At 72.0% G+C, this 16,051-nt stretch carries 15 protein-coding genes; 9 read left to right on the top strand and 6 right to left on the bottom strand.

Annotated elements, in window-relative coordinates; translation table 11 throughout:
- Positions 1–136 precede the first annotated feature (136 nt).
- Positions 137–1,081, top strand: a complete 945-nt coding sequence (locus ACFVYR_RS36340) for a glucosyl-3-phosphoglycerate synthase (RefSeq protein WP_384256851.1) — start codon at positions 137–139, stop codon at positions 1,079–1,081.
- A 131-nt stretch (positions 1,082–1,212) separates the two neighbouring features.
- Entirely contained in the window at positions 1,213–2,622 is a 1,410-nt protein-coding gene (locus ACFVYR_RS36335; protein ID WP_384256849.1) for a trehalose-6-phosphate synthase, read from the top strand.
- Between the two features lie 25 nt (positions 2,623–2,647).
- Here the strand turns inward: ACFVYR_RS36335 and otsB are convergent, their stop codons facing one another.
- The 3 genes from otsB to ACFVYR_RS36320 are packed head-to-tail and all read right to left on the bottom strand — an operon-like array spanning position 2,648 to position 5,107.
- On the bottom strand, positions 2,648–3,523 hold the full coding sequence (gene otsB / locus ACFVYR_RS36330; RefSeq protein ID WP_384256847.1) for a trehalose-phosphatase: 876 nt from the start codon (positions 3,521–3,523) through the stop codon (positions 2,648–2,650).
- 19 nt (positions 3,524–3,542) lie between these two features.
- Entirely contained in the window at positions 3,543–3,848 is a 306-nt protein-coding gene (locus tag ACFVYR_RS36325) for a DUF3263 domain-containing protein (protein ID WP_384256845.1), read from the bottom strand.
- 41 nt (positions 3,849–3,889) lie between these two features.
- A complete protein-coding gene (locus ACFVYR_RS36320; protein ID WP_384257008.1) occupies positions 3,890–5,107 on the bottom strand; it encodes an ABC transporter substrate-binding protein in 1,218 nt (405 codons plus the stop codon).
- A 340-nt stretch (positions 5,108–5,447) separates the two neighbouring features.
- On the opposite strand from ACFVYR_RS36320, the gene ACFVYR_RS36315 reads away from it, so the two are divergent.
- The 5 genes from ACFVYR_RS36315 (at position 5,448) to ACFVYR_RS36295 (ending at position 10,675) form a co-directional block, all read left to right on the top strand.
- A complete protein-coding gene (locus ACFVYR_RS36315; RefSeq protein WP_384256842.1) occupies positions 5,448–6,341 on the top strand; it encodes an SIS domain-containing protein in 894 nt (297 codons plus the stop codon).
- A gap of 156 nt (positions 6,342–6,497) precedes the next feature.
- Complete coding sequence (locus ACFVYR_RS36310; protein WP_384256840.1) at positions 6,498–7,511, top strand: ROK family protein; 1,014 nt, start codon at positions 6,498–6,500, stop codon at positions 7,509–7,511.
- Positions 7,511–8,656: an N-acetylglucosamine-6-phosphate deacetylase gene (nagA, locus tag ACFVYR_RS36305; protein ID WP_384256837.1), complete on the top strand. Its 1,146-nt coding sequence runs from the start codon at positions 7,511–7,513 to the stop codon at positions 8,654–8,656. Before ACFVYR_RS36310 ends, nagA begins: the two co-directional genes overlap by 1 nt.
- A gap of 159 nt (positions 8,657–8,815) precedes the next feature.
- Positions 8,816–9,757: a 1-phosphofructokinase family hexose kinase gene (locus ACFVYR_RS36300; protein ID WP_384256835.1), complete on the top strand. Its 942-nt coding sequence runs from the start codon at positions 8,816–8,818 to the stop codon at positions 9,755–9,757.
- A gap of 69 nt (positions 9,758–9,826) precedes the next feature.
- Complete coding sequence (locus ACFVYR_RS36295) at positions 9,827–10,675, top strand: ketose-bisphosphate aldolase (protein WP_384256833.1); 849 nt, start codon at positions 9,827–9,829, stop codon at positions 10,673–10,675.
- A gap of 65 nt (positions 10,676–10,740) precedes the next feature.
- Here the strand turns inward: ACFVYR_RS36295 and ACFVYR_RS36290 are convergent, their stop codons facing one another.
- Both ACFVYR_RS36290 and cdgB read right to left on the bottom strand, forming a co-directional pair.
- Positions 10,741–11,748: a carbohydrate-binding protein gene (locus ACFVYR_RS36290; protein ID WP_384256831.1), complete on the bottom strand. Its 1,008-nt coding sequence runs from the start codon at positions 11,746–11,748 to the stop codon at positions 10,741–10,743.
- An 87-nt stretch (positions 11,749–11,835) separates the two neighbouring features.
- A complete protein-coding gene (gene cdgB / locus ACFVYR_RS36285; protein ID WP_384256828.1) occupies positions 11,836–13,473 on the bottom strand; it encodes a diguanylate cyclase CdgB in 1,638 nt (545 codons plus the stop codon).
- A gap of 543 nt (positions 13,474–14,016) precedes the next feature.
- Here cdgB and ACFVYR_RS36280 point away from each other — a divergent pair.
- Entirely contained in the window at positions 14,017–14,508 is a 492-nt protein-coding gene (locus ACFVYR_RS36280; protein ID WP_384257006.1) for a flavin reductase family protein, read from the top strand.
- 192 nt (positions 14,509–14,700) lie between these two features.
- On the opposite strand, the gene arfB is transcribed toward ACFVYR_RS36280, so the two are convergent.
- Positions 14,701–15,129, bottom strand: a complete 429-nt coding sequence (gene arfB / locus ACFVYR_RS36275) for an alternative ribosome rescue aminoacyl-tRNA hydrolase ArfB (RefSeq protein WP_384256826.1) — start codon at positions 15,127–15,129, stop codon at positions 14,701–14,703.
- A 209-nt stretch (positions 15,130–15,338) separates the two neighbouring features.
- Here arfB and ACFVYR_RS36270 point away from each other — a divergent pair, with 209 nt between their 5' ends.
- Positions 15,339–15,914, top strand: coding sequence for a TerD family protein (locus ACFVYR_RS36270; protein WP_384256824.1), 576 nt, complete (start codon positions 15,339–15,341; stop codon positions 15,912–15,914).
- The last annotated feature ends 137 nt before the right edge of the window (positions 15,915–16,051 follow it).

Raw genomic sequence — 16,051 nt, 5'->3', positions numbered from 1 at the left:
GATTGTTGATCTCAACGCCGTGGTGACCCCGACATGCGATGGTCTCCGGCGTTGTTCAAGACTGTAACCGAAGCCCCGGACCCTTGAGATAGTCGTCCGAACCGCGAGATGGATCACATATGGGAGGACCGCGACCGTGCTGGAAGAGGCCGAGCACTGGCTGAGCAGGCGTTCCTGGTCCGTCGCCGATCGCCCGCTGGACCTTCTGACCGCCGCCAAACGTGCCTCGGGCACCTCGGTGAGTGTCGTGCTGCCCGCGCTCGACGAGGAGGGGACGGTCGGCGAGATCGTCGCCGAGATCCGCCGCGCCCTGATGGAGCGGGCCCCGCTGGTCGACGAGCTCGTGGTGATCGACTCCGGCTCGACGGACCGTACGGCCGAGGTCGCGGCGGCGGCGGGCGCCAAGGTCGTGCACCGCGACGAGATCCTGCCGCGTGTCGCGGCCGTACCCGGCAAGGGCGAGGTGCTGTGGCGCTCGCTGCTCGTGACGAGCGGGGACGTCGTCGCGTTCGTCGACGCGGATCTGCGGGAGTTCTCCGCGGACTTCGTCTCGGGGATAGTGGGCCCGCTGCTCACCGACCCCGACGTGGCCTTCGTGAAGGCGATGTACGACCGTCCGCTGGGCGAGGCCGCGGGCCAGGGCGGCCGGGTGACGGAGTTGATGGCGCGCCCGCTCCTGAACATGCACTGGCCGCGCCTCGCGGGGTTCGTCCAGCCGCTGGGCGGCGAGTACGCGGCGCGCAGGTCGCTCCTCGAGCGGCTGCCGTTCCCCGTCGGGTACGGCGTGGAGCTGGGGCTGCTCGTCGACGCGCTGCACACCGTGGGCCTGGACGCGCTCGCGCAGGTCGACGTGGGGGTGCGCAGGCACCGCCATCAGGACGGGCAGGCGCTCGGCCGGATGGCGGCGGCCATCTACCGCACGGCGCAGCTGCGGCTCGCGCGCGGCCATCTCGTACGTCCCGAACTGACGCAGTTCGAGCGGGGCGAGCACGGCTTCGTCCCGCGGACGTACGCGGTCGACACCGAGGAGAGGCCGCCGATGACGGACGTCGCGGAGTACGCGCACCGACGCGTGGCGTGACCGCGGTGGCCGGTGAACCGCCCGGCCCGCATGATCCCGCCCCCACCGGGCACGGAACACATTCCAGCCGGGCGCCACGCGGAGTCCGGTCGTACGTTTGCCCGGCCCCTGGACGGGCTACGTGTTGCCACATGGTCTCCGAGTCCGCATCCACAGCAGCAGCGCAGGTACTGGTCGCGTCCAACCGCGGCCCCGTCTCGTACACCGTCGAGGAGAACGGGGAGCTGAGCGCCAGACGCGGCGGCGGCGGCCTGGTCTCCGGGCTCAGCGCCATCGGCGGCGACGCGGACGCCCTGTGGGTGTGCGCGGCGCTCGGCGACGGCGACCGCGAGGCGGTGCGGCGCGGCGTCGGGGAGCCCGGCGTACGGATGCTGGACATCGACGCGCGGGTCCACGCGGACGCGTACAACGGCATCGCGAACTCGGTGCTGTGGTTCGTCCACCACATGCTCTACCAGACCCCGCTGGAGCCGGCCTTCGGGCCGGAGTTCCGCGCGCAGTGGGCGGCGTACGAGGCGTACAACCGCGCGTTCGCCGAGGCGCTGGCCGCGGAGGCGGCGCCGGGGGCGGCGGTCCTGGTGCAGGACTACCACCTGACGCTGGTGCCGGGCATGCTGCGGGAGCTGCGCGACGACGTGCGCATCGGCCACTTCTCGCACACGCCGTGGGCGCCCGTGGACTACTTCAGGATGCTGCCGGACGACGTGGCGGAGCAGGTGCTGCGCGGGATGCTCGGCGCGGACCGGCTCGGCTTCCTGACCGGGCGGTGGGCCGACGCGTTCACCGAGTGCTGCGTGCGGATCGTCGGCGGGACCTCGGGGACCCGGATCGGGGTGCACGGGCTCGGCGCCGACGCGGACTTCCTGCGGGAGCGCTCGCGGCGGGACGACGTCGAGGAGCGGATGCGGACGCTGCGGGAGCAGGCGGGCGAGCAGGACGGCGAGAACCGGAAGCTGATCGTCCGGGTGGACAGGACGGAGCTGTCCAAGAACATCGTGCGGGGCCTGCTGGCCTACCGCGAGCTGCTCGACACCCACCCCGAGTGGCGCGAGCGCGTCGTGCACGTCGCCTTCGCCTACCCCTCACGGCAGGACCTCTCGGTCTACCGCGACTACACCGCGGAGGTCTCCCGGGTCGCCGAGTCGATCAACTCCGCGTACGGGACGCCCGGCTGGACCCCCGTCCTGCTGCACGTCGACGACGACTTCGCGCGCTCCCTCGCCGCCTACCGCATGGCGGACGTGGCGCTGGTCAACCCCATCCGCGACGGCATGAACCTCGTCGCCAAGGAGGTCCCGGTGGTCTCGGACGAGGGCTGCGCGCTGGTGCTCTCGCGGGAGGCCGGCGCCCACGAGGAGCTGGGCGAGGACGCGATCACGGTCAACCCCTACGACGTGACGGGCACGGCGCAGGCCCTGCACACGGCGCTCACCATGGCCCCCGATGAGCGGGCCGAGCGCACCAAGCGCCTGGCGTCGGCGGCCACGGCGCTGCCGCCGGCCCAGTGGTTCCTGGACCAGCTGCGGGCGCTCACGGGCTGACGCTCGGCCCGCGACCGGACGGCGCTCAGCCGCCGACGGCCGCCGCGATCGACGAGAGCAGCTCCACGACCCCCGCCGGGCCGTCCACCACCAGGTCGGCCCGGCCCGTCAGCTCCTCGACCTCCGCGCTGCCGCTGCACACGAGCAGGCCCGCGACACCGTCCGAGCGGAGCTTCTCCACCGCGCCGAAGGCGGGCAGGTCGCCGAGGTCGTCGCCCGCGTAGAGGACGGACTCGGCCCCCACCTCGCGCAGGTACTCCTCCAGGGCCACGCCCTTGTCCATGCCGGGCGGCCTCAGTTCGAGGACCATCCGGCCCGGCTCGACGATCAAGCCGTGCCGCCCCGCGAGCTCGGCGAGCGGCTCGCGCAGCGTCTCGTAGGCGGCCTGCGGGTCCGCGGCCCGGCGCGTGTGGACCGCGACGGCCCGGCCCTTCTCCTCTATCCAGGTGCCGCGCCAGGCGCCGATCGCGTCGAGGAACCCGGGCAGCTCGGCGCGGACGGCCGCGACGCCGGGGTGCGGTTCGGCGGCGTGCACCGTGCCGGTGACGGCGTCCCAGCGCTCGGCGCCGTAGTGCCCGAGGACGACGAGGTGCTCAAGACCCGCCGCGCCCGCGAAGCCGCCGTAGCGGACCGCGACACCCGCCGGGCGGCCCGTGACCACGGCGACCGACCGCAGGCGCGGGGCGAGCGCGGCGAGCGCGGGCACGGCGCCGGGGTGGGCGCGGGCCTGTTCGGGGTCGGACACGATCGGCGCGAGCGTGCCGTCGAAGTCGAGCGCCACGACGGCCCGTCCGGGCCGGGCGAGGAGGGCGGCGAGACCGTCGCGCCCTGCGGGCGTCACGGGCTCGGGCAGGCCGGGACGTCCGGGCCTGTCGGGCTGCGTGTACGTAGGGTCACCCATGGGCCCGACCTTAACCGGGTCAGCGCTCGTCGCGCCGTGACTCCCGCACGCGACGCAGCCGATTGACCGTAATCGGGTCGTGGGCGAGCGCGCGGGCGTCGTCGAGCAGGGCGTTCAGGAGCTGGTAGTAGCGGACCGGCACCATGCCGAGCTCCTCGCGGATGGCGCGCTCCTTGGCGCCGGGACCGGGCCACGAGCGCCGCTCCAGGGCGAGGACGGCCCGGTCGCGCGCGGAGAGGGCGGATGGGCCCCCCGGGTCCTGCGGGTCCCGTGCACCCTGCGGGTCCTGAGCACTCTGATCGCCCGGATCGCCCTGATCGCTCATACCGACACGCTAGCCGCCCTACGCCTGCTCCTGCCGTCGCCCTACTCGGCGTTCTCCTCGGTCACCGCGCGGTTCTGGATGCGCTTGAGGACCGAGTCGGGGCTGCTGCCCTTCTCGACCGTCTTGCCGATCTCCTTCTTGATGTCCGCGGAGACCTGCGCCCAGGACGTCTTGCCCACCGGGTAGAGCTGCGAGGTCGGAAGCTCGTCGAGGAACTTGCCGAGCTCGGTGTGGCCGCGGTCCTCGGCCATCGCCTGCGAGGCGGAGGTCGTCACCGGCAGGATGTCGTACTCGTTCGAGAAGTCGAGCACGTTCTTCTTGCTGTAGACGTAGTCGAGGAACTTGCCGGCCTCCTTGCGGTGGCCGTTCTGCTTGAACGCCATCATCCAGTCGGCGACGCCCATCGTGGCCTGCGCCTTGCCGTTGATGCCGGGCGCCGGCACCATGCCGAACTTCACGCCCTTCTTGGCGGCCATCTTCATCAGCGTCGGGTGGCCGTTGAGCATGCCGACCTCGCCACGCGAGAACGCCGCGAAGGCCTCGGCGCGGTTCATCTCGCCGGGCGCGGTCGGGCCGGTCAGTCCCTGTCCGACGAGGTTGTCCCTGAGCCAGGTGAACGTCTTCGCGTTCTGCTTGGAGTCGACGTCGTACGAGCCGACGTTGTCGGTGTAACCGCCGCCGCCGCTGAGCATCCACATCAGCGTCTCGGCGGGCGCCTCCTCGGGGCCGAGCGGCAGCGCGTACGGGATCTTCACGCCGCGCGCCTTCAGGGCCTTCGCGTCCGCCTGCAGCTCGCTCCAGCTCTGCGGCGGGGTGAGGTGGGCGTCCTTGAAGAGCTTGGTGTTGTAGAAGAGCAGGCGGGTGGAGGAGGCGAACGGCATGCCGTACTGGATGCGGTTGACCTCGCCGGCCCGGGAGAGCGGGGCCAGGAAGTCGGCCTGGGTGGCGATCGAGAGGAGCTCGTCGGCCTCGTAGAGCTTGCCCTGCGCGGCGTAGTCGGCGTACGCGCCGATCTGCGCCAGGTCGGGGGCGTCGCCCTTCTTGACCATCTCCTTGACCTCGCGGTCCACGTCGTTCCAGGAGTGGACGGTCACGTCGATCTTGATGCCGGGGTTCTCCTTCTCGAATCCCCTGGCCAGCTTGTCCCAGTACTTCTTGGAACTGTTCGCCGCGGAGTCGCCGTAGTCGGCGGCCACCAGCTTGAGGGTGACGTCGCCGGAGTCGCCGGGACCGCCACAGCCGGCGAGTACACCCGCCATGCCAAGTGCGGCCACCGCCGCGGTCAGTCCTGTCACGCGCCGCTGCACAGCTGTCCCACCCTCATCGCTTCCGCGTTCCGGGGCGCTCTGCGCCCCAATGCCCTTGAACTGCGAGTTTCCCCCGAGTCCGGACACAAGGTCTACACCACCCGGATATCACTTGTGCAACGGCGGTCCCAGGGGCCACAGCGGCCCCGGCTCGGCGGGCCGCCATTGCCGGGCCGGTCGGGCTGCTGCTATGCACGTGACGTTCTGCACAGCACGTCCCTGCACAGCACGTCCCTGCACAGCACACCGGAAACCCCGCACCAGTCCCGCACTGACCGAGGAGCCTTGGCGCATGTCGCGTACCGCAGCAGAGATAGCCACCCAGCCCGCTTGCTGGCGACGGGCGGTGGAGGCGGCCGCCTCCTTCGAGGGTTTGCCGAAGCCGGGTGAGCGGGTCGCCGTCACCGGATGCGGGACGTCGTGGTTCATGGCCATCGCGTACGCGGCCCTGCGCGAGGCGGCGGGTCTCGGCGAGACGGACGCCTTCGCGTCCTCGGAGTTCCCGGCCGGACGGACGTACGACCGGGTCGTCGCCATCACCCGCTCCGGTACGACGACGGAGGTCCTGGAGCTCCTGAACCGGCTGAAGGGCAAGGTCGCGACGCTCGCGCTGACCGCCGACCCGAAGACCCCGGTCATGGAGGCGGCGGACACCGTCGCCGTCCTGGACTGGGCCGACGAGGAGTCGGTCGTCCAGACCCGCTTCGCGACGACGGCCCTCGCCTTCCTGCGGGCCGGGCTCGGCGCCGTCCCCGGCCTCAAGACGGTGGACGAGGCGGCCCTCGACGCGGAACTCGCGGTGACCGAGCCGCTGCCGGCGCCGGTCCTTGGCGCCGAGCAGTGGACGTTCCTGGGGCGGGGCTGGACGTACGGGCTGGCGCTCGAAGCGGCGCTGAAGATGCGGGAGGCGGCGGGCGCGTGGACGGAGTCGTACCCGGCGATGGAGTACCGCCACGGCCCGATCTCCATCACCGGCCCCGGCCGGGTGACGTGGATGTTCGGCACACTGCCGGACGGCCTCGCGGGTGACGTGTCCCGCGTCGGCGGCGAGCTGGTCGCCCGCGAGGAGGAGGACCCCCTGGCCGACCTCGTCCGCGCCCAGCGCCTGGCGGTGGCCCTCGCGGAGTCCCGCGGCTTCGACCCGGACCGGCCGCGGAACCTTACGCGGAGCGTGATTCTGAGCTAGGGCCTGCGGCGCCTTGGACGGGGGCGGGGCTCGTTCCCCCCCCCGCCCGCGTCGCCGCCCCACCCCAGGACACTCCCACCAAAAACCCCCACCCGCACCACGCCGACCCCAAAGTGGACTAGACCTCTCACGGGGTGACGCGCGAGACTGTCCCCCGTGAGACACGTCATCGCCCTCGATGTGGGCGGCACCGGAATGAAGGCCGCCCTGGTAGGGGCGGACGGCACCCTGCTGCACGAGGCGCGCAGGCCCACCGGACGCGAACGGGGCGCCGACGCCGTCGTGGAGAGCATCCTCGGCTTCGCCGAGGACCTGCGGGCCCACGGCATCGCCCACTTCGGCGAACCCGCCGCCGCGGCGGGAGTAGCCGTCCCCGGCATCGTCGACGCCGAGCGCGGCACAGCCGTGTACGCGGCCAACCTCGGCTGGAGCGACGTCCCTCTGAGGGACCTTCTCAGCACCCGCCTGGAAGGCGTCCCCGTGGCCCTCGGCCACGATGTCCGCACGGGCGGCCTCGCCGAGGGCCGCATCGGCGCGGGCAAGGGCGCCGACCGGTTCCTGTTCGTACCGCTGGGCACCGGCATCGCCGGCGCGATCGGCATCGGCGGCGCCATCGAACCCGGCGCCCATGGCTCGGCCGGCGAGATCGGCCACATCGTCGTACGCCCCGGCGGCCCGCCCTGCGGCTGCGGCCAGCGCGGCTGCCTGGAGCGGCTCGCCTCCGCGTCCGCGGTGAGCGAGGCGTGGGCCGAGGCGAGCGGCGACCCGCAGGCGGACGCCGCGGACTGCGCGAAGGCCGTGGAGTCCGGCGATCCGAGGGCCCAGGAGGTCTGGCGGAACGCGGTCGACGCCCTTGCCGACGGCCTGCTCACCGCCCTCACTCTGCTGGACCCGCAGACCCTGATCATCGGTGGCGGTCTGGCCGAGGCCGGGGAAACGTTGTTCACGCCGCTGCGGGCCGCCGTCACCGCCCGCGTCGTCCAGTTCCAGACGCTGCCGGACATCGTCCCCGCGGCCCTCGGCGACACCGCCGGGTGCCTGGGCGCGGGCCTGCTCGCCTGGGACCTCCTCGACCGAACACCCGTCACCCCACACCCCGACCGAGACCCCAACCCCCATCACGACACCGACACCGACACCGACACCGACCCCACGGAGGTAACCACCTGATGGCCACTAGCAAGAGCAAGGTTCTCGCCGGTGCCCAGGTGGTACTGCCCACCGGAACCCTCACCAACGGCCGAGTGATCGTCGACGGCACCCGCATCAGCGGAAGCGCCCCTGCGCACGCCGAGACCCTCGACCTCACCGGCCACTGGGTGGTCCCCGGCTTCGTCGACATCCACAACCACGGCGGCGGCGGCGCCTCCTTCACCTCCGGCACCGTCGAGGACGTCCTCAAGGGCGTCCACACGCACCGCCTGCACGGCACCACCACCGTCGTCGCCTCCACCGTCACCGGCGAGATGGACTTCCTCGCCGAGCGCGCCGCCCTGCTCTCCGAACTCGCCGAGCAGGGCGACATCGCCGGCATCCACTTCGAGGGCCCCTTCATCTCCCCGTGCCGCAAGGGCGCCCACAGCGAGGGCCTGCTCAGGCACCCCGACCCCGCTGACGTCCGCAAGCTGATCGACGCGGCCCGCGGCCGGGCGAAGATGTGCACGCTCGCCACCGAGCTGCCGGGCGGCATCGAATCCGTACGTCTCCTCGCCGAGCACGGCGTCATCGCCGCCATCGGCCACACGGACGCGACGTACGAGCAGACGGTGGAGGCCATCGACGCGGGTGCCACCGTCGCGACGCACCTCTTCAACGCCATGCCGCCCCTCGGCCACCGGGACCCCGGCCCGATCACCGCCCTCCTGGAGGACGAGCGGATCACCGTCGAGCTGATCAACGACGGCACCCATCTGCACCCCGCCGCCTTCGAGCTGGCCTTCCACCACGCGGGCGCGGCCCGTGTCGCGCTCATCACCGACGCGATGGACGCGGCGGGCTTCGGCGACGGCCGCTACATGCTCGGCCCGCTGGAGGTCGAGGTGAAGGACAGCGTGGCGCGGCTGGTCGAGGGCGGTTCGATCGCGGGCTCGACCCTGACCCTGGACCGTGCGTTCAAGCGCTCGGTGACCGTCGACGGGCTGTCCGTCGAGGACACCGTCCGCGCCATCTCCGCCAATCCGGCGAGGCTCCTCGGCATGTACGACACGGTGGGCTCCCTGGAGCCCGGCAAGGACGCGGACCTGGTGGTCCTGGACGCGTCGTTCGACGTCAAGGGCGTGATGCGCAAGGGCGAATGGGTGGTCGAGCCCCTCTAGGGCCGCTGCCGAAAGCCCCAACACGGGTGAACCGGCCACCCGTTCACTCGCCGCGTGACAGAAGGCGGTTGGTCCTCACCCCTGGGCCAACCGCCTTCCGTTTGGCATGATCAGGTTCGTGTACGGGTCGTCGGCAAGGCACTTCGGGGGGTGGCACGGATGATCCTCACCGTCACGCTGAACGCCGCCGTCGACCTGACCTACCGCGTCCCCGCCCTCACCCCGCACGCCTCGCACCGCGTCACCGAGGTGACCGAGCGCCCCGGCGGCAAGGGCCTGAACGTCGCCCGCGTGCTCGCCGCCCTCGGCCACGACGTGACGGTCACCGGTTTCGCGGGCGGCGACACCGGCCGCTCCCTGCGCGCGCGGCTCGCCACCGAACAACCCCGCGTCACGGACGCGCTCGCCCCGATCTCGGGCGCCACCCGCCGCACCCTCGCCGTGGTCGACGCGGCGACCGGTGACACCACCCAGCTCAACGAGCCGGGCCCGACCGTCACGCCCGCCGAATGGACCGCCTTCCTGGCCGCCTACGAGGAGTTGGCGCACCGCCCGGGCACGGCGGCCATAGCGCTCTGCGGCAGCCTGCCGCCCGGCGTCCCCGTCGGCGCGTACGCCCTGCTCATACGCGCCGCACGCGCCGCCCGCGTCCCCGTCCTGCTCGACACCAGCGGCGAACCGCTGCGCCGCGGCGTCGCCGCCCGCCCCGACATCATCAAGCCCAACGCCGACGAACTCGCCGAGCTGACCGGCACCCACGAGCCGTCCCGGGCCACCCGCGACGCCCGCCGCAGGGGCGCGCACGCCGTGGTCGCCTCGCTCGGCCCCGAGGGGCTCCTCGCCGTGACGCCGGACGGCAACTGGCAGGCGCGGCCTCCCGAGCGCGTGCGCGGCAACCCGACCGGCGCCGGTGACTCGGCGGTCGCGGGGCTGCTCTCCGGGCTCGCCGAGCAACTGCCGTGGCCGGACCGGCTCGCCCGTGCCGTGGCGCTGTCGGCGGCGACGGTGGTGGCGCCGGTGGCGGGTGAGTTCGACCCCTCCGCGTACGAAGAGCTCCTGCCGCGGGTCGCGGTGAGCAACGCGGCGTCCGTACCCATGTAGAGGCTTCCGTACCCATGTAGAGCAGCCCACCGCACAACGGGGTGCAGCGCCCCGGGAATTGGGGAGCACGTGCCACTGGTCAGCACCGGAGAACTCGTCACGCGGGCGCGCGCGGCGGGGCACGGCGTCGCCGCGTTCAACGTCATCACCCTGGAGCACGCGGAGGCGGTCGCGCTCGGCGCCGAGCGGGCCGGAGCCCCGGCGATCCTGCAGATATCCGAGAACGCCGTGAAGTTCCACGGCGGCCTGCTCTCCGCGATAGCGGCGGCGACGGCGGCGGTGGCCCGCGCCTCCACGGCGCGGCTCTCCCTCCACCTGGACCACGTGACGGACGCCGAACTGCTGCGCGCGGCCCACCCGGAGGGCTTCAGCTCCGTCATGTTCGACGCCTCAAAGCTGCCGTACGGCGAGAACGTGAAGGCGACGGCGGACGCGGTGCGCTGGGGCCACGAGCGCGGCATCTGGGTCGAGGCGGAGCTCGGCACGGTGGGCGGCAAGGAGGGCGAGGCCCCGCTGGACGCGCACGCGCCGGGTGTCCGCACCGATCCGGTGGAGGCGGCCGCGTACGTGGCGGAGACGGGCGTCGACGCCCTCGCGGTGGCGGTCGGCTCCTCGCACGCGATGACGGAGCGCACGGCGTCCCTAGACCACGAGTTGATCGGCGCCCTCGCGGCGGCCGTGCCCGTGCCCCTCGTCCTGCACGGCTCAAGTGGCGTACCGGACGAGCAGATCCGCCGCGCCATCGCCTCCGGCATGGTGAAGATCAACGTGGGCACGGCCCTCAACACGGCGTTCACCGGCGAGGTCCGCGCCTACCTGGACGCCCACGAGAAGGGCGTCGACCCCCGGAAATACCTCGCCCCGGCTCGCGAGGCGATGGCCGGGACGGTGGCGGGCTTCCTGGGGCTGCTGACGTAACGCTGACGCAACCCCAGGAGGGCCCCATGGGGTCGCGGGGTCCGGCCTGATCCGAAAGACAGGCCCTAGCCGTTGCTGCCCTTCACGAGCCACATCTGGTCGATGTTCGCCCCGGTCGTCCCGCACAGGTCGCTCTGCGCGCAGGTGAGCGTGATGGTGTTGGTGCCCTTGGTGAGCTGGACCACGGCCCAGGTGTTGGTCCAGCCCTTGTCCCAGGAACCTTCCTCCGCGTGGGCGAAGTTCGTCATGTTCAGGGGGCGGGTCTGCTTCTTGCCGTTGACGAGGATGGTGGCGTTGGAGTCCTTGCCGGGCACGCCGTAGTTCACGCGCAGGCTGTACGAGCCGGACTTGGGGATGCCGTTGACGGTCCAGGTGACCTGGGCGCCGACCTTGTCGAACCCGGCCACGTAGACGCCGCCGTCCGCCTTGGCGCCCGCCACGTCGGACGCCGTCGTCGTGCCGCCCTCCAGCTTCAGGGCCTTCGCGTCCGTCTTGGGCAGGTCGACCTTCTTCTCGGGCTTCTTGCTCGGCTTCTCGCTCGGCTTGACGGACTCGGCCTGCGTCGGCTTCCCGCCGGCGTCCGTGTCGCCGCCGCTCTTGTCGTCGTTGCGACCGAAGATCATCGCGGCACCGATGCCGATGGCGACCACGGCCACCACGGCGATGGCGGCGATCAGCAGCCCCTTCGTGTTCGGCCCCCGGCCGCGGCCCCCGCCGCCGCCCGCGGGCGCGTACTGCGGCGAGGTGACGGGCGCGCCGCCTGGCTGGGCCTCCGGCGCGGTGTAGTGGGCGTTGGGCCGCCCATAGGGCTGCTGGGCCTGCTGCTGCGGCACCTGCTGGCCGTACGTCTGCTGCCCGTACGGCTGTTGGCCCTGCTGCGGCGTGTAGGGGCGCCGGTCGCCGACCGCCCTGACGTGGTTGTACGAGGAGCGGGGACCCGGGTACCCGTAGCCGCCCCCACCGCTGGGCGGGGTCGCTCCGGCCGCCTGTCCGTCCTCGTACAGGTAGCCGAACGGATCGTCGTCGCCCTGCGGCGCGCTCGGCGTGGTCTCGCCGTTATTGCCGGGCGTCATTCCCTGGTCACTCCCTCACATCGCTGACGCGGGGAGCCTACCCGGTCCGCACGGGCCCAAGGGGTGGCGTCCGCCTCATCGAGACCGCTACCCAGCCCGCCGGTGCTGCTTGGCACGGGAGCGTTTCTCCACGTACATCCGCTGGTCGGCCGAGTGCAACACCTCGTCGGCCGACATCCCGCAGTGCGCCCAGCCGATGCCGAAACTGGCCCCCACGCGGACGGCCCGTCCATCGACGCGGATCGGCGGGATGATCGCGTTCCGCAGCCGGACGGCAAGGTCCTGCGCGTCGGCGCGGCCGAGCCCGTCGGCGAGCACCACGAACTCGTCGCCGCCGAGCCGCGCCACCGTGTCACCGTCCCGCACCCCGCTGGTCAGCCGCCTGGCGACCTCGATGAGCACGGCGTCACCGGTGTGGTGCCCGAACCTGTCGTTGATCGACTTGAAGCCGTCCAGGTCGCAGAAGAGGACGGCGAGGCCCTTGGTGCCGTCGTCCACGTCGTTCTCCCCGCCCTCGGGGGCCACGGTGTGGACGTGGTGGTCGAACCCGTCGTCCTGCTGGTGGGCGGCGGGCCCGAAGTCGAAGCCGTGCTCGTAGGCGGCGTCGAGGGAGTCCACGGCGCTTGGCCGGCCCGCGTGCGGCCTGCGGCAGAGGCGGGCGCCGAGCCTGGCCCGCAGTTCGGCGGAGTTGGGCAGTCCGGTCAGCGAGTCGTGGCTGGCGCGGTGGGCGAGCTGGAGCTCGCGGCGCTTGCGCTCCTCGATGTCCTCGACGTGGGTCAGCAGGAAGCGGGGCCCGTCGGCGGCGTCGGCCACGACGGAGTTGCGCAGGCTCACCCACACGTACGTTCCGTCGCGCCGTGCGAGGCGCAGCTCGGCGCGGCCGCCCTCGGCGGAGGTGCGCAGGAGCGTCCCGATGTCTTCGGGGTGCACGAGATCGGAGAACGAGTAGCGCCGCATGGCCGACGCGGGCCTGCCGAGGAGTCGACAGAGCGCGTCGTTCGTCCGCAGGATCCGCCCGTGCTGGTCGCCGCCCATCTCGGCGATGGCCATGCCGGACGGCGCGTACTCGAAGGCCTGCCGGAAGCTCTCCTCGCTGGCCCGCAGTGCCTGCTGCTCCCGCTCCAGGCGCACCAGGGCACGCTGCATGTTGGCGCGCAGGCGGGCGTTGCTGATCGCGATGGCGGCCTGGAAGGCGTACATCTGGAGGGCCTCGCGGCCCCAGGCGCCGGGTCTGCGGCCGTTGCGGGGCCGGTCCACGGAGATCACGCCGAGCAGTTCGCCGCCGGCCGCGCCGGTCGCGTACATGGGGGCGAAGAGCCGGTCCGAGGGGTGCCACTCGTCCTCGAAGCGGGGCTCGGGCCCTTCGGTGTACCACTGCGGTACGTCGTCGTCGTCGAGGACCCAGCCCTCGGTGTACGAGATGAAGCGCAGGGCGCCCCAGGCCTCGCCCATGGCGAGGCGGCGCTCCCAGGCGTCCCTGGAGCCGACGCGTCCGGTGATGAGGGCCTCGGCGGAGGGGTTGCCCGCGAAGGCGGCGACGACGAGATCGCCGTCCGGGCGCACGAGATTGACACAGGCCAGCTCATAGCCAAGGCCGTTGACGACGCCGTCGGCGACGGTCTGCAGCGTGTCCGCCAGGCTCCGGGCCGTATTCAGCTCCGCTACCACCTGGTGCAGCTGCCGCAGGGTCGCAAGACGGACGTACGGCTCCGACTCGGTCTCCATGCTCGTTCTCCCCGAGACCTCGACAGCAACTCCAGGATGCGCAGCGCCCGCAGTGTTCCTCTGTGCCGTGTTCCTCTGTGCCGTGCTTCGTGATGCGTGCTTCTCCGGCGTGATTCGTGCTTCTCCGGCGCCTCTGCGGCAGTGGCCTCTTCCGCGCCCTTGTGCCATTGGTGCCCTCAGTGTCTTATTGCCACCGTCACTGAATCACAGCGAGCTGCTCACTCGGTACACAGGGTCAACAAAATATGGGCCCTGTGACTCAAGTCACAGGCGGGGCGCCGCCGTTGGTCCAGTCCCTTGGACTAGTCCACCGGCAAGAGGCACTGCGTGCCACGCGGGTCCTTCCCGGTCCCTCCCGGTGGTGTCGGCCGTCGGACCTAGGACCGGTCTGGGCCCAGAGCCCGATGTTTCGAGGCGTGCGTACGGGCTAGCTTCGAACTCGTGGCTCACGTACTGAAGACTCTCCCGGCCCCGCCCACCCCACGGCACCCGTCATCGGATGGGCATGCTGATGGGGTGAGCAACGACGAGTTCCGCGCGGCGATGTCCCGGCTGGCCGCGGGGGTGGTCCTGGTGACGGCGCGCGAGCCGGGCCTGGACCCGGACGACCCGGGCGCCCCCGCGGGCGAGGACGTGGGCATGACGGCCACGGCCTTCCTGTCGGTCTCCCTCGACCCGCCCCTGGTCATGGTGAGCCTGCGCGAGGGCTCCCGCATGGACGACCTGCTCGCCGAGCAGCCGCTGTGGGCGGTGTCGGTCCTGGCCGAGAGCCAGCGCCACATCGCGGGCCGCTTCGCCATGAAGGGCCGCATCAGCGACCGCCTGCTCTTCGAGGACATCCCGTACGTGCGGGGCGCGGTGTCGGGCGCCCCGCTGGTCGGCGGCGCGCTGGCGACCCTGGAGTGCCGCACGGAGCAGACGGTGACGGCGGGCGACCACACGCTGGTGATCGGCCGAGTCCTGACCGCGTCGCTGCCGAGCGGCGAGGGCGGCCCGCTGACGTACTTCCGGGGCAAGTACCGCCAGCTGGGGTAGGGCGCCGTAGGGGGGAGCGGGGGCCGCGCGAGCGGCCCGTCAGGGGCGCGGGGAACTGCACGAGCAACCACGACGCGGCCGCAGCCGCAACACCCGGGACCCCGGCAGACGCGCCTGCGGCTCCGTGAGGGGTGTGGGGCACGGACCACGGACCACGCAGCGCCCCGCACCCGCACCCCTGTCGGGACAGCGCTAGCCCCACCCCTGCCCGGAGCGCCCCCGCTTGGTCTCGCTGCGCGCCTTCTTCGTACGGAGGCGCCGTTCGTTGATGCCGCGAGGAACCTTCGTGGCACGCCGCGGCTTGGGCGGCGGCGCACTCGCCTCGGCGAGCAGGGAGGCGAGCCGAGCGGCGGCCATCTCCCGGTTCCGCCACTGCGAACGGTGCTCACTGGCCCGTACGCTGACGACGCCGTCGACGAGCCGGGAGGCCAGGCGCTCCAGGGCGCGCTCCTTCCACACCTCGGGGAGCGCGTCGGTGCCCGCGAGGTCGAACCGCAGCTCGACCTGGGAGTCACTGGTGTTGACGTGCTGCCCGCCCGGCCCGGAAGACCGCGAGAAACGCCACATGAGCTCGGCCTCCGGCAGGGAGACCGAACCGCGGATTACATAGGGACCGGACATGCCTCCATGGTCGCGCGCCTGTCGGGCTCACGTCACGCTCTTTTCCCGGGGCGCGGAAACCTACGGGTAAAGAAAGTAAAGCGAAGCGGAACCTTGGGGACCCCGGTCGGCGTTGGTAGGAGTGAAGGTAGCTTCGTCCCCAGTACGAAGCCCGTACGCACGGCCCGCGCAGGGCGGTGCGTCGTAAACGAGGGAAGGGACTCCCAACAATGGCAGTAAGCCTGTCCAAGGGTGGCAACGTCTCGCTCACCAAGGAGGCTCCGGGCCTGACCGCCGTCACCGTGGGGCTCGGCTGGGACGTCCGCACCACCACTGGCACCGACTTCGACCTGGACGCCTCCGCGATCGCGGTGAACACGCAGGGCAAGGTCTACTCGGACGGCCACTTCGTCTTCTTCAACAACAAGGCGACGCCGGACCAGACCATCGTCCACACCGGTGACAACGTCACGGGCCAGGGCGAGGGCGACGACGAGCAGATCAACGTGAACCTCGAAGGCCTGCCGGCCGACATCGAGAAGATCGTCTTCCCGGTCTCGATCTACGACGCCGAGAACCGCTCGCAGAACTTCGGCCAGGTCCGCAACGCGTTCATCCGCATCATCAACCAGGCGGGTGGCACGGAGATCGCGCGTTACGACCTCTCCGAGGACGCCGCGACCGAGACCGCCATGGTCTTCGGCGAGCTGTACCGCAACGGCGCGGAGTGGAAGTTCCGCGCGGTCGGCCAGGGCTACGCCTCGGGCCTGGTCGGCATCGCGCAGGACTTCGGCGTCAACGTCTGACACGACGTGACCTGCTGACACACCCGAAGGGCCCCGGCAAGACCTTGAGTTCTAGTGGTCGTTGCAACACCCCAGCTCAGGGGACGCGATGGCCATCGATTACAGCAAGCGACGCAAGCCCGCAGGGCATGCTCCGC

Source organism: Streptomyces sp. NPDC058284 (genome assembly GCF_042881135.1).
Classification (GTDB): Bacteria; Actinomycetota; Actinomycetes; order Streptomycetales; family Streptomycetaceae; genus Streptomyces.
This window is presented reverse-complemented; position numbering and strand designations above follow the sequence as displayed.

Excerpts from the sequence above, each read along its gene's own strand:
- ACFVYR_RS36335 (WP_384256849.1), top strand. The coding sequence starts at position 1,213 with ATGGTCTCCGAGTCCGCATCCACAGCAGCAGCGCAGGTACTGGTCGCG.
- otsB (WP_384256847.1), bottom strand. The coding sequence starts at position 3,523 with ATGGGTGACCCTACGTACACGCAGCCCGACAGGCCCGGACGTCCCGGC.
- ACFVYR_RS36325 (WP_384256845.1), bottom strand. The coding sequence starts at position 3,848 with ATGAGCGATCAGGGCGATCCGGGCGATCAGAGTGCTCAGGACCCGCAG.
- ACFVYR_RS36320 (WP_384257008.1), bottom strand. The coding sequence starts at position 5,107 with ATGGCGGGTGTACTCGCCGGCTGTGGCGGTCCCGGCGACTCCGGCGAC.
- ACFVYR_RS36315 (WP_384256842.1), top strand. The coding sequence starts at position 5,448 with ATGTCGCGTACCGCAGCAGAGATAGCCACCCAGCCCGCTTGCTGGCGA.
- nagA (WP_384256837.1), top strand. The coding sequence starts at position 7,511 with ATGGCCACTAGCAAGAGCAAGGTTCTCGCCGGTGCCCAGGTGGTACTG.
- ACFVYR_RS36300 (WP_384256835.1), top strand. The coding sequence starts at position 8,816 with ATGATCCTCACCGTCACGCTGAACGCCGCCGTCGACCTGACCTACCGC.
- ACFVYR_RS36290 (WP_384256831.1), bottom strand. The coding sequence starts at position 11,748 with ATGACGCCCGGCAATAACGGCGAGACCACGCCGAGCGCGCCGCAGGGC.
- cdgB (WP_384256828.1), bottom strand. The coding sequence starts at position 13,473 with ATGGAGACCGAGTCGGAGCCGTACGTCCGTCTTGCGACCCTGCGGCAG.
- ACFVYR_RS36280 (WP_384257006.1), top strand. The coding sequence starts at position 14,017 with ATGTCCCGGCTGGCCGCGGGGGTGGTCCTGGTGACGGCGCGCGAGCCG.
- arfB (WP_384256826.1), bottom strand. The coding sequence starts at position 15,129 with ATGTCCGGTCCCTATGTAATCCGCGGTTCGGTCTCCCTGCCGGAGGCC.
- ACFVYR_RS36270 (WP_384256824.1), top strand. The coding sequence starts at position 15,339 with ATGGCAGTAAGCCTGTCCAAGGGTGGCAACGTCTCGCTCACCAAGGAG.